Genomic DNA, 12,153 nt, shown 5'->3' on the forward strand with positions numbered 1-12,153 from the left:
CTCGCCCGGCTTGCCGCGCACCGCGTCCTCGATCGTGCCTTCCGCGCCGCCGGTGTCGGGAACCAGGAACAGCGTCATCTGCCGCGCGCCCTTCGGCACGGTCAGGGACAGGCTGTTGTCCTTCGCCTTCTTCTTCCAGCTTTCGGCGGACTTGATCCAATCCTTGGGCGGCGGGTTGGTGGCGCCGCGCAGAAAGGTGGAGAGCAGCAGGAACTTCGCGCCCTGATCCTCCGGCAGGTCGGCCCTGATCGACAGCCTGTCGCCTTCGGCCAGGCTGGGCACCTGCGCGATGGGCAGCACATCCTTCCCCCGCGTGACGGCGATGCGCAGGCCCGGCCCGCCAAGCTCGAACGGCGCGGGATCGGCGGCCTGCGCCGACGCGGCGCACAGCGCGGCGGCTGCGGCGCCGCAGGTCAGGGGCAGGATATTCCGTCGGCTCGGCAGCGGCATAAGTCCCGGCATCTTCCTGTCAGCGATCCAGATTCCGCTGTCCCATATCGCTCCCCCAATTCCAAGAGCGCGGACGAGGCAACCGGCCTTGCGACGAAGGGTCAGGATCGCGGGACGAGCAGGGGCGGCCGGTGGAGCCGCGGGGCCGTCAGGGCTGCTCCATCGCCTCCCCCGAGCGGGCGGTGACCGCCGTGCCGACAGACGCGCAGATGATGAGGCCGATGGCGAACCACTGGGCCAGGGTCAGCACTTCGCCCAGCAGGATCAGCGCCATGACCGCGCCGACGGCGGGTTCGGCGCTCATCAGGATGCCGAATGTGTTGGACGGCAATCTGGGCAGGGCCACCATCTCCAGCGAATAGGGGATGGCGCTGGAAACGATGCCCACCGCGACGCCGAGCAGCAGCGCGTCGGGCGCGAGCAGCGCGGCGCCGGCATGGACCATCCCGACCGGCGCGACGAGCAGGGCGGCGACGATCATGCCCCCGGCGGAGGCCGCCGCTCCGTGCATGCGGCCCGCGCGCCTGCCGATCAGGATATAGCCGGCCCAGCACGCGCCTGCCATAAGCGCCAGCGCGATGCCGCGCCAGTCGAGCCGGGACGATGCGCCCCAGAGCGGCAGCAGGCTGGCCAGGCCCAGCACCGCAAGGCCGATCCAGAGAAAGTCCAGCCTCCGCCGCGAGGTGAGCAGGGCGACGGCCAGGGGGCCGGTGAATTCGATCGCGATCGCCAGCCCCAGCGGAATATAGGCCAGCGCATTGTAGAAGGAGAGGTTCATGACCCCCAGCACCACGCCATAGGCCAGCAGCGGCCGCCAACCCGCCCGCCAGTCCAGCCGCCAGGGCCTGAACACCAGCGACAGGATAACCGCGCCGACGATGAGGCGCAGCGTCGTCGCCCCCTCCGGCCCCACCAGCGGGAACAGCCGCTTGGCCAGCGACGCGCCGGAAGTGACCGACAGAAGGGAAAGCGAGAGCGCCCCGAAGGCGATGGGATCGACACGCGTGGAAACGGATCGCGGCGCGGCAACAGAGGGCATGCGACACTCGAACTTTGAGGGACGGTCGCGGAATGGCCATGCCGCGAGGACGAACTGGGATGTCCGGAAACGGCCAATAGCCGATGTTGGCCGCCCTTGCCATAGTCGTCCCCCTGGACGCCGCGCATCGCGGCGCGGGACATGGCGGACCGCGACAATCCGGCGCGGCGCCTGTTCGCCGGCCCGGTCCCCAATACGAAGTCCCCAATGCGAAAAGGCTCCGGAGCATGGATGCTCCGGAGCCTTTCCTCGTCCTTCAATGCCGCATTTTCCCAGCCGTTGACCGTGAACGGTCGACTTGAAAATGCTCCGGCGACCGGGCGGAAGGACTACATGCGGATGCGCAGGCCCACCGAGACCATGCGGCCGATCGGGTTGGAGACAAAGCCGTTATAGCCCCATGCGCCGCCCAAAATGCCGTTGGTGTTGCCGTTGTAGAAGGGCGGATCCTTGTCCAGGATGTTCTGCGCGTCGACATAGATCTGCCATCCCCTGGCGAAGCTCTCGCCCTGGAACTCATATTGCAGGTGCAGGTCGAACGTGTCGTTGGCCTTGACCTTGTCGCCGCCGCCGATGGGATTGCCCGCCGAATTGACGATGATCGGCGCCACCGTGGTGCTGATCCAGTTGCGGTAGGAACCCGTATGGTTCCAGAACAGGTCAGCCGACAGCCCGTCCTTCGCCCAGCCCAGTTGGGCGCGGTTCTTGAACCGCACAGAGGGGAAGGTGGTGTTGTAACCCGACGTGTTGAGGATGCTGAAGTCCGTGCCTCCGCCGAAATTCTGCCGGAACTTGGTGAAATAGGTGAAGCCCGTGCCGATCACGAAGCTGCCCAGTTCGCCGATGTCCGCGCGATAGTTGAACTGGCCGTCAATGCCCTCCACCGTCAGGTTCAGCGCGTTGCGGCTGCTCTGGTCGATCAGGAAATAGACCTGCGGCGGGATGGCGCCCGACACCGTCGCGCCGTTGGCGATATTGGCGAACTCGTCGATCTGCGCCGGCGAACAGGTCTGCGGACAGATGGTCAGCAGGTTGCGCAGCCCGGCCGAGTTCACGATGGCGCTGGGGCTGGGGGAGGAGACGCCGCCGATGAACTTGTTGTGGAAATAGGTGAAGGCGGCGGTGAAGCCGGGCAGGAAGCGCGGCGCGAGGTCGATGCCCGCCGACCAGCTCCGCCCCTTTTGCGGGGTCATGTTGGAAAAGCCGCCGCCAAGCTGGCGCCGCATGCCCTGGATCGCCGGGGTGCCGATGGTGCAGGTGGTCGCATCGCACTGCACGCCGGGGATGTTCACGACATCGGGATAGTTGGCGATGGGCACGGCGATCTGCGTGCCGTTCACGCCGACGCTGCCCGAAGCGTAGAGATAGCCCTGGGTCGGATCGCCGATGACGGCGGTCGGCGGCGCCACGAAGGCGCGGGAATAGTTGCCGCGCAGCTTGACGCCCTCCACCGGCTCCCAGTTCGCGGCGAACTTCGGATTGGTGGTCGATCCCACGTCGCTATAGCTGTCGTAGCGGCCGGAAATGCTGAGGTCGAAGCTGTGCACCAGCGGAATGCCCATATCCGGGGAGACGACCGGAATATAGAGTTCGGCATAGAGCGACTTCACGTCGCGCTTGTAGTTGTAGACGCGGAAGTTGGAGCCGGTCGTGGTCGGGCCGGTATTGTTGGAGCCGGTGATCTTCTGCGTCTGTTCATACCAGAGATATTCGCCGCCGACCGCGATCTTGAGCTTGCCCGCGGGAAGACTGAACAGCGATCCGTTCAGGTCCAGCTTCATCTGGTTGAACGTGTTGTAGTTCGTATTCTCGCTATTGTTGCGATAAAGCGAGCGGATGACCGCTTCGGAGGTCCGGTTGGTGCCGTCGAAGGGCCGCCAGACGTCCAGCGCGTTCGCCGCCGTCAGCGGCAGGTTGAGCGCGATGACGTTCTGGCCGGGAATGTTGGTCGCCGTGGTGCTGCCGCTCAACTGCGCGGTGCCGTTCAGCGCCAGCAGGGCGCAGGCCGAACAGAAGCCGTTGACGGTGTTGAGCGCCGAGCGGTTCCAGCCGAAGGCGTCGCTGAAGGTCAGCGTCCAGTCGTCATTGACGTGATATTCCGCGACGGCGGTCGAATAGATCGAGTCCGACTGCGATTCCTGTTCGCCATAATTTCCGTCGGGCAGCAGGGCGAGCCATGTGACCGTCTGCTGCGTGGCGCCGGGCGCGCCGGCGGGCGCCTGGTAGAAGGGGTTGATCTGGCCGCCCCGGCCCGATCCGGGGCCGAAGGCGGCGGCGTTGGTCAGGCCGCCGGGGCCGGAGGCGTTATGGGTTTCCTGGCGGTTGTAGTTCATCATCGCCGTGACGGTGAACTTGTCCGAAAAATCGTTCGTCACCTTGATCATCGCGTTCGCGCGGAACTGCGAGGGCAGGAGATTGGCGTAGACCGAATTGTTGCAGGGCGCGTTCGCCTGGATATTGGGGACGGTCGTCGTCGCGCCGGGCGAAAGGAAGACGCCGCTGACCCCCGGCGCGATGATCGTCGCGGGGCTGCACTGATAGCTGTTGGTGTTGGTGCCGCCGACCGGGCGATAGTCGCCCAGGCTGGAAAAGCGGCGATCCCTGTTCTTCAGTTCCGACTGGTCCGAATAGGAACCCGCGACATAGACGCCGCCCGTGTCCCACTTCTTGCCCCAGATGAAGTTGAAGTTGGTGTTGTGATAGCTGTCGGCAAAGCCCGCCTGCGCGTTCGCCTCGAACCCGTCGAACGTCCGCCGGGTGATGAAGTTGACCACGCCCGCGACCGCGTCCGACCCGTAGACGGACGACGCGCCGTCGGCCAGAACCTCGACCCGCTGGATCGCGCTGACCGGGATGATGTTGGGGTCGGTCTGGGCGAACTGCGTGCCGCCGCCGGGCAGGCGCAGGCCGTCCATGATCACCAGCGTCGTGTTGGACGAGGATCCCGCAAGGCTGTGGATCTGCGGCGAATAATAGGAATAGGCGTTCTCGCCCTGCGCGACCGAGCCGGCCGTGGAAATGGACGGCACGGTGTTGACGAGCTGCGACACGTTGACGGGCGCGGTCTTCTCGATCGTGTCCTGGCCCACCGAAATCAGGTTGGACCCGACCGGCGCCACGCCGCGAATGGCGGAGCCGGTGACGATGATGTCGCTGTCGGCCACCGACTGGCTGCCCTGGGGCGGCGGCGCGATGGTCGCATTATCCTGCGCCAGCGCGGGCTGGCCGGCCACCATCGCCGCCGCGATCGCGATCAGCGAGCTGTTCAATCGTGCAGGCAGATATTCTCCCAACATGACTCTCTCCCTTTCCATATCATATACTATAGGATTTCTGGTTGAACTTGCGGTTTTCCGAAGAGGCTGAAAGCCTCTGGATCGTCGAGCTTTGGCGATGCGCTCCGGGGAGCGCGCTTCAGTGCGGCTGGAAGCTGTGCAGGCCGCGGGGATAAGGGTTGATCGCGACGCGCGTGGCCATCCGGCCCGGTTGCCCGCCGAAGCTGGCCCGGTGCCACCGGCCCTGCGCGGCAGTCACGACGTCGCCAGGCGACGCGGTGAAGAACGGCACGCCTTCGATCTGGTAATCGATATTGCCTTCCATGACGAACCAGAATTCATCATAGCCGAAGTGGAAATGGCCCAGGTCGCTGGCCGGCGGAGTCTGGATGCCGGCGCCGCGAATATTGTTCACGAACAGATGATCGCCGGCAATGAAGGCGCCAGCCCTTTGCCCGCCCGTCACCACATCCTTGTAATAGTCGAGATAGGGCCGGTCGGCGGCGCCGTAACGCCCGTCCCCACCCATCAGGGCGGCCTTCACATAGGTGAAGCCGGGCACGTCCTTCGGCTTGTCCGGCCTGGTCGCGACGGGATAGAGCGGCACGTCGCCCGCGCCGTGCACCTCCAGCCACAGCGCCGGCTCCTCGCCCACGCTTTCCAGCGTGAACGGCAGGCGGAAGGGGATGTTGACCTCCCCGCCCTTGACCGCGACGAAGGGTTCCTGCCCCTTGATGCTGACCCGGAGCTGCCCGCCCCAGACGATGAGGGCGGTGGCGTTGTCGGCGTACATCAGCGGTTCGGTGCGCTGCCCGGCGGCCATCTGGCGCCAGTCCGCCTCCAGGTCGCGGTTGCGGACGATGGCGTGCGTCCAGCTTTTCTCGCCCTTGTGCGCGGCCAATATGTCCGCCAGCTTCCACCAGGGACGATTGGGCGCGTCATAGGCGCGCGGCGGCGTCCGCTTGGGCGACCAGGCATTTTCCATGGGCGGCCGGGCGGGCGGCGTGGATGGGGCCTGGGACGGGGACGGCGCGGATGTCTGGGCCGCCGCCCCCAGGATGAGCAGAGCGGGCGAACACAGATAGAATGCGGCCTTGACGATTGCCATCAATCCTCCCCTTGAGCAGACTTTTGCGTCTTGCAATTGATCATATAGGATATGATGTTAGGGCATTAGTCAAACAAATTATGACATGAAAAGAGGAGAAGGGCGTGAAGCACATCTGGAAACTGGCCGTGATCGGCGGGATTGCGTTGTTTCCGCAATGCGTCGCCCATGCGCAGGAAGATGGCTGCGCGCGTCTGGACGACCCGTCGGAACGCCTGGCCTGCTATGATCGCCGGTCGGGCCGCGCGGCGGCGGACAGCCGCCCGATTCCCCTCCCCGCGTCGCCCGCACCGGGAGCGGCGGCGGCAGCGGCAGAAAGCGACAGCTATCAGGACCGTCGCGACGCGCTCAAGAGCCGCACGGATTTCGACAGCCGGCTGAAGGCCGCCGTCCCGTTGCGGCATGGCTATTACCGGCTGGAGCTGGAAGACGGCACCGCCTATGACATGACGACCGTCGGGCCGCCGCCGCCGGTCGGCGCCATGGTCCATGTCCGTCGCACGCCCTTCGGCACCACCTTCTTCGACATGGAGGGACGCAAGCCCTTCACCGTCAGGCTGTCGCGCCGCCAATAGGCCCCAGGGCGCCCTCCCCGGCCGGCTGCTCCAGCAGCCGGTTCGGGTCGACGACCGCCCAGGCGAGCACCCCCGCCAGCACCACGGCGGACCCCGCGATGAAGGCCGCCGTCCAGCCGAACTGCGCGGCGATCATCGGCGTCAGGGTGGAGGTCAGCGCCCCGCCGATCTGGCACCCCATGTTCATGAAGCCGGACACGACGCCGCTATGCGGCCCGGCGATGTCCGCCGTCACCGACCAGAAGGAGCTTTGCGAGAGGTAGATCGCGCCTGCTCCGCCCGCCAGGATCAGCACCGCCAGCGGGGCGTTGTCGACCATCGATCCGCCGGCCAGGAACAGGCCGGTGAGGACGAAGGACAGGATGCCCAGCCCGGATCGTCCCCAATAGAGGCCATGGCGCGCCGACACCCGGTCGTTGATCACGCCGCCCAGCAGGCAGCCGAAGGTCATGCACAGGAAGGGCAGCATGGAGAAGACGGCGCTCGACTTGACGTCCAGGTGCCGCGCTTCGGCCAGGTAGATGAAGAACCAGCTGAAGAAGATCCAGATGACGTAGCCGAAGGCGAAATAGCTGACGAACAGGCCCCAGACGTTGCGGCTGGAAAATATGGCGCCCCAGGGAATGGGTCCGGACGACGCCCTTTTGGCTGGGGGCAGGCCCGCCTCAATATGCGCGAGTTCGGCCGCGTTGACGGAGGGGTGCTCCTGCGGCCGGTCCCGCGCCAGCCAGAACCAGATGGCGGCGGCGGCAAGGCCCAGGACCGCGCAGACATAAAAGGATGCGCGCCAGCCGCCCCACAGGATGATCGCGGTGATCAGCGGCGGCGTGATGCCCGACCCGGCCCCCACCCCGGCGAAGATCCACCCGTTCGCCTTTCCCCTCTCCTGCGCGGGTATCCAGCGCGACAGGAACTGGTTGCCGCATGGATAGACGACCGATTCGCCGATGCCGAGCGCGAAGCGGGTCAGCGCCAGCAGCAGCAGCGCGGCGCTGCCCTCCGGATGGATGAGCGCCGTCGCGGCGGTGAACACGCCCCACCACAGCAGCGCGCCAGTCAGCACGATGCGCGGGCCGTAGCGCGCCGCGAGCCAGCCCGCCGGCACCTGGAACAGCGCATAGCCGATCAGGAAGGCGCTGAAGACCCAGCCCAGCTGGACCTGGTCTATGGCATATTCCTTCCGCATCTCCACGCCAGCGACGGAAATATTGGTGCGATCGAGAAAGGCGATCGCGCTGATGATGAACAACAGGAAGATCAGGCCCAGCCTGACCCTGGACCGCGCGGCTCCATTCATAACATCCCTCCCGCTTGGCTTCTGCGCCAAACAATATACTATATGATTCGAGACAAGATGATGTATGTCCGCATAAGCAGGCAAGAGCAAGCATTGGAGAGGGGAAGATGGGCATGGGCACGCCGCGCATGGCGCTGGTCGCAGCGCTGATGGCCTTTGGCGGAACCGCCGCGCAGGCCGCGCCGCCGCTGGCGCAACGCATCGGCCATACCGATCCGGACGGCATGCGGGTCGCGAACGGCGTCCATGGCGGCGCGGGATCGATGAAGTTCGGGCCGCTGCTGGGCGCCGCTGCGCTCAGCACCAACCTCATCTTCGTCCATCGCGGGACGATCGCGCCGAAAAGCGGCATCGGCCAGCATTTCCACAATGATTGCGAGGAGATGTTCGTCATCCTCGACGGGGAGGCGGAATTCACCATCGACGGGCGCACCTCTCGCCTGGCCGGGCCGGCCGGCGTGCCCGACCGCATGGGGCATGCCCATGGCATCTACAATCCGACCGACCGGCCGCTGCAATGGCTGAACGTCAATGTCGGCATGACCAAGAGCTACGACAATTTCGATCTGGGCGACCCGCGCACCGGCGCGACGCTCGATCCCGTGCCGCAGTTCATCAGCATGCGGCTGGACCGCGCCCTGCTGAAGCCGGCGGCGGCAGCGCTGCCCGACGCGACCGGGGCCGTTCTCTATCGCCGCGCCCTGGGGCCCGCGGTGTTCTCCACGCCCTGGTCCTATGTCGACCATATCCTTCTGCCCGCCGGCGCGACGCTGGGCCGCCGGACGCAGGCGGACATGAGCGAGGTCTATTATGCGATCTCCGGCACGGGCGAGGTGACGCTGGGCGGGGAGACCGCGCCCATCAGGGCGGGCGACGCCGTGCCCGTCGACCTGGGCGAGGCGCGGGCGATCCGCCAGACGGGCGGCCAGCCGCTCGAACTCATGGTGATCGGCGTGGCGCGCGATCTGGCGGCGAAGGCCCGCTACCGCGCCGAAGCCGAGGCGCGCCTGCGACCGCGCCGATAGCGTCGCGCCGGTCCTCTCGCCTCCCCCCTTTCCATCATCCAAGAAGGAACCAAGCCCATGTCCTCCCGCCTTCGCGCCGCCCTGCTCGCCGCGGCGCTCTGCCCCCTGACCGCGCCGTCGCTGGCGCAGGCGCCCGCCGCAGCGGCGGCCGCGCCCTCCTTCGAACGGCTGGACCCGGCGTTCGATGCGATCATCGCGCCCGACACGCCGATCGAGCGGGTGGCGACCGGCTTCGGCTTTACGGAGGGGCCGCTCTGGCATGAGGGCCGGCTCTGGTTCTCCGACGTGACCGGGGACAAGATGCGGGCCGTCACCCCGGACGGGAAGGTCGAGGAACTGCTCGCCAATTCGGGCGGCCTGCCCAATCCCCCGGCGGGCGCCAGCATCGGTTCCAACGGCATGGCCCCCGCCCCCGACGGCACGGTGCTGATGACGCAGATGGGCGCGCGCCGCATCGTCAGGGTCGGCAAGGACGGCAGCCTGCAACCCTTTCTGTCGGACTATCAGGGCAAGCGGCTGAACAGCCCCAACGACCTGGTCTATGACAAGAGCGGGGCGCTGTGGTTCACCGATCCGCCCTTCGGCCTGTTCAACGGCATGGACAAGGACCCGGCCAAGGAACTGCCCTATAACGCCGTGTTCCGCTATGCCGACGGCCGGCTGACGCCGGTCATCACCGACATGACGCTGCCCAACGGCATCGGCTTCTCGCCCGATTTCAAGACCCTCTATGTCGGCAATTACGGGCCGGACATGTATATCCGCGCCTATGACGTGCGCCCGGACGGCGGCCTGTCCGCCCCGCGCGAGCTGATCCGCTTCCCCGGCGGTCGCGGCGGGCCGGACGGGCTGAAGGTCGACAGCGCGGGCAATATCTGGACGACGGGGCCGGGCGGCATCCGCATCATCACGCCGCAGGGCAAGGTGCTGGGGCAGATCAGGCTGCCCGAAACGGCGGCCAACCTGGCCTTCGCGGAGGATGGGCACATGGTCTACATCACCGGCAGCACCAGCATCTATCGCCTGCGCAGCAAGGTGAAGGGGATGCTGCCGCTCTACGCCAGGGGTCAATGAAGGGCAGCGGGCGGCCACGCGCCGCCCGCTTGAGCCGAAGCGCGTTTAACGGCCGCCCGCGCTCGGCGCGGCGCCAGGGGCGGGGGCATAGTTTTTCGCCAGATAGGCGGTGATCGTCTTGATCTCCTCCGGCGAGACCTCCGCCCCGCGATCGGCCATGCCCTGCACGGTCGCCGCCCATTCCGCCTCGCTCCGCCGCTTCTGGAACACCTGCCCGGTCGTGTGGCAGAAGCCGCAGCGTTCATTGATCAGGTCCAGGCCGGGGCCGGGCGGCGGGGTCGCCGCGGCTACGGTGGCGGGCGCCTGCTGGGCCATCGCCCCCGCCCCGATCAGGGGCAGGGCAAGGGCCATGATCGTCAATCCGACTTTATGCATGTCATGTCCTCAAGGAAGCGCATAGGCCACCACCGCGTCGCTGGTGGCCGGTGAAAAGGCGAAGCCCCCCGTCGCCACGACGGCGACCATCTGCCGTTTCCCCGCGGCATAGGTCATCGGCGTCCCATAGCTGGAACCGGGCAGTTCCGCCGTCCAGAGCAGCTTGCCCGTCTTCGTTTCGAAGGCGCGGAAGCGCTGGTCCTTGGTCGCGCCGATGAAGGTCAGCCCGCCCGATGTCGTGAACGGCCCGCCCGCGCTGGTGATGCCCGCATCCTTGAGCGCGGGATGGCCGGTGTCGCCCAGGGGGCGGCGCCACGCCACCGCGCCCTTGACGACATCCACGGCCACCAGCTCGCCCCATGGCGGCTTGTGACAGGGGAAGCCGGTCTCCATGTCCGCGAAATAGGCGTAGCCGCCCTTCATGCCCCAGCTTCCGTCGGGCTGCTGCTCCAACTGCTGGGGGCTGGCGAGTTCGTTGAGGTTGATGACGTAAAGCCCCAGATCGGGGTCGAACGCGCCCCCGCCCCAGTCCGCGCCGCCCAGGCTGCCGGGGAAGAAGTTGATCGCGCTGTCGGCGCGCAGCGGCTGGAACGGCTTGCTGGGGGTGATGTTCAGCTTCTTGACCAGCGCCTCGCACCGGGCCTTCAGCTCCGGCGTGACGTCCAATATGTCGTCGGCATCGTAGGACAGGCGGGTCAGCGGCGGCGGCGCGACGGGCATGGGCTGGGTCGGCCAGGGCTGCTCGCCCGGCACGTCGGTCTCCGTCGGCACCGGCACTTCGCGCACGTCGAACAGCGGCTTGCCGGTCACGCGGTCCAGGATGAACATGATCGCCGTCTTGTTCATCGCCACCAGCGCCGGCGTGACCCGCCCGCCGCGTTTGATGTCGACCAGCGTCAGCGTCGGCAGGTCGAGATCCCAGATGTCGTGGTGCACGGTCTGGAAATGCCAGAGATATTTGCCGGTCGCCGCGTCCACCGCGACCACGGAGTTGGAATAGAGATTGGCGCCCTTGCGGTCCGCGCCCCACCTGTCGAAGGTCGGCGCGCCGACGGGCAGATAGGCGATGCCGCGCTTTTCATCGACCTGCACGAAGGTCCAGACATTGGTGCCCGACCGCGCCTTCGCGCTGTCCCCCTCCCAGGTCTCCGACCCCTTCTCCCCCGCCTGCGGGATGGTGTGGAAGGTCCAGACCAGCTTGCCGGTGCGCGCGTCCCAGGCGCGCACGTCGCCCGCCGCGCCCTTGACCGGCATTTCCTGCACCCGCGATCCGGTGATGACCAGATCCTTGTAGATGGCGGGCGGGCTGCTCATGCCCAGCGGCGCGGCGCGCAGGCCGTTCATCACCTCGGGCGTCTTCATGTTGACGATTCCCGCCTCCCCGAAGGCGGCGGCGGGCTGGCCGGTCGCGGCGTCGAGCGCGATCAGCTTGCCCGACCGCGTGCCGAAGAAGATGCGCGCCCCGTTCCCCCTGGCTCCGGGCCAATAGGCGACGCCGCGGGTCGAGGGCTGGTCCTTGTTCGCCAGCGTATAGGCCCAGCGTTCCTTCCCCGTCGCGGCGTCCAGCGCGACGACGCGATTATAGGGCGTGGCGAGATACATGACGCCGTCGACCACCAACGGGGTCGCTTCCGACGCCGAAAACCCCGTGGCGAACTTGGCGCGCATGCCGTCGGGCATCGGCCCCGTATCCGCTGTCACGCCGGGCGGGCGCATATGATATACCCAGGCCTGCCGCAGCGTGGATACGTTGGCGGTGGTGATCTGCCTGAGCGGCGAATGGCGCGCGCCGCCGGGATCGCGGCCATAGGCGGCCCAGTCGGCGTCGGCGGACGGCGCCGCCCCGGCCGCGCCGCCCAGGGCGCTGGCGGCAACGGAAATCATGGAGGCCAATGCGATGGACCGGCGGAACGAAGATGCGATTTTCAACGACAT

The 12,153-nt window shown here is 67.2% G+C and carries 10 protein-coding genes (1 of these 10 cut by a window edge); 3 read left to right on the forward strand and 7 right to left on the reverse strand.

The features are described from left to right. The 4 genes from SIDU_RS17905 to SIDU_RS17920 all read right to left on the reverse strand — a co-directional run. A protein-coding gene (locus SIDU_RS17905) for a hypothetical protein (protein WP_007688099.1) crosses the window boundary here: on the reverse strand, positions 1-450 show its 5' end (the start). Its footprint begins 1,950 nt before the window's first position; 450 of the gene's 2,400 nt are visible here — the first part of the coding sequence; it begins with the start codon at positions 448-450; its stop codon lies beyond the left edge, outside the window. Positions 451-598: 148 nt separating this feature from the next. Then, complete coding sequence (locus tag SIDU_RS17910; protein ID WP_007688101.1) at positions 599-1,489, reverse strand: EamA family transporter; 891 nt, start codon at positions 1,487-1,489, stop codon at positions 599-601. A gap of 329 nt (positions 1,490-1,818) precedes the next feature. Then, positions 1,819-4,785, reverse strand: a complete 2,967-nt coding sequence (locus SIDU_RS17915) for a TonB-dependent receptor domain-containing protein (RefSeq protein ID WP_007688103.1) — start codon at positions 4,783-4,785, stop codon at positions 1,819-1,821. A gap of 118 nt (positions 4,786-4,903) precedes the next feature. Beyond that, a complete protein-coding gene (locus SIDU_RS17920; RefSeq protein ID WP_007688105.1) occupies positions 4,904-5,872 on the reverse strand; it encodes a cupin domain-containing protein in 969 nt (322 codons plus the stop codon). A 104-nt stretch (positions 5,873-5,976) separates the two neighbouring features. On the opposite strand from SIDU_RS17920, the gene SIDU_RS17925 reads away from it, so the two are divergent. Continuing rightward, the gene (locus SIDU_RS17925) at positions 5,977-6,447 is read left to right on the forward strand and encodes a hypothetical protein (RefSeq protein WP_007688107.1); all 471 of its coding nucleotides are present in this window, start codon (positions 5,977-5,979) and stop codon (positions 6,445-6,447) included. Here the strand turns inward: SIDU_RS17925 and SIDU_RS17930 are convergent. Continuing rightward, a complete protein-coding gene (locus SIDU_RS17930) occupies positions 6,425-7,744 on the reverse strand; it encodes an MFS transporter (RefSeq protein ID WP_007688108.1) in 1,320 nt (439 codons plus the stop codon). The two genes, SIDU_RS17925 and SIDU_RS17930, sit on opposite strands and share 23 nt — an antisense overlap. 113 nt (positions 7,745-7,857) lie before the next feature. Here SIDU_RS17930 and SIDU_RS17935 point away from each other — a divergent pair, with 113 nt between their 5' ends. Continuing rightward, positions 7,858-8,769, forward strand: a complete 912-nt coding sequence (locus SIDU_RS17935) for a cupin domain-containing protein (RefSeq protein WP_233431909.1) — start codon at positions 7,858-7,860, stop codon at positions 8,767-8,769. A 57-nt stretch (positions 8,770-8,826) separates the two neighbouring features. Continuing rightward, positions 8,827-9,843, forward strand: a complete 1,017-nt coding sequence (locus SIDU_RS17940; RefSeq protein ID WP_007688111.1) for an SMP-30/gluconolactonase/LRE family protein — start codon at positions 8,827-8,829, stop codon at positions 9,841-9,843. Between the two features lie 45 nt (positions 9,844-9,888). Here SIDU_RS17940 and SIDU_RS17945 read toward each other — a convergent pair whose 3' ends face one another. Both SIDU_RS17945 and SIDU_RS17950 read right to left on the reverse strand, forming a co-directional pair. Further along, positions 9,889-10,218 (reverse strand): c-type cytochrome, encoded by a 330-nt coding sequence (locus tag SIDU_RS17945; protein WP_007688114.1) that lies wholly within the window; start codon positions 10,216-10,218, stop codon positions 9,889-9,891. A 9-nt stretch (positions 10,219-10,227) separates the two neighbouring features. Continuing rightward, the gene (locus SIDU_RS17950) at positions 10,228-12,153 is read right to left on the reverse strand and encodes a pyrroloquinoline quinone-dependent dehydrogenase (protein ID WP_007688116.1); all 1,926 of its coding nucleotides are present in this window, start codon (positions 12,151-12,153) and stop codon (positions 10,228-10,230) included.

It is taken from the genome of Sphingobium indicum B90A (assembly GCF_000264945.2).
Lineage (GTDB): Bacteria > Pseudomonadota > Alphaproteobacteria > Sphingomonadales > Sphingomonadaceae > Sphingobium > Sphingobium indicum.

Coding starts and splice junctions, on each gene's coding strand:
- SIDU_RS17910 (WP_007688101.1), bottom strand. CDS start 1,489: ATGCCCTCTGTTGCCGCGCCGCGATCCGTTTCCACGCGTGTCGATCCC.
- SIDU_RS17915 (WP_007688103.1), bottom strand. CDS start 4,785: ATGTTGGGAGAATATCTGCCTGCACGATTGAACAGCTCGCTGATCGCG.
- SIDU_RS17920 (WP_007688105.1), bottom strand. CDS start 5,872: ATGGCAATCGTCAAGGCCGCATTCTATCTGTGTTCGCCCGCTCTGCTC.
- SIDU_RS17930 (WP_007688108.1), bottom strand. CDS start 7,744: ATGAATGGAGCCGCGCGGTCCAGGGTCAGGCTGGGCCTGATCTTCCTG.
- SIDU_RS17935 (WP_233431909.1), top strand. CDS start 7,858: ATGGGCACGCCGCGCATGGCGCTGGTCGCAGCGCTGATGGCCTTTGGC.
- SIDU_RS17940 (WP_007688111.1), top strand. CDS start 8,827: ATGTCCTCCCGCCTTCGCGCCGCCCTGCTCGCCGCGGCGCTCTGCCCC.
- SIDU_RS17945 (WP_007688114.1), bottom strand. CDS start 10,218: ATGCATAAAGTCGGATTGACGATCATGGCCCTTGCCCTGCCCCTGATC.
- SIDU_RS17950 (WP_007688116.1), bottom strand. CDS start 12,153: ATGTCGTTGAAAATCGCATCTTCGTTCCGCCGGTCCATCGCATTGGCC.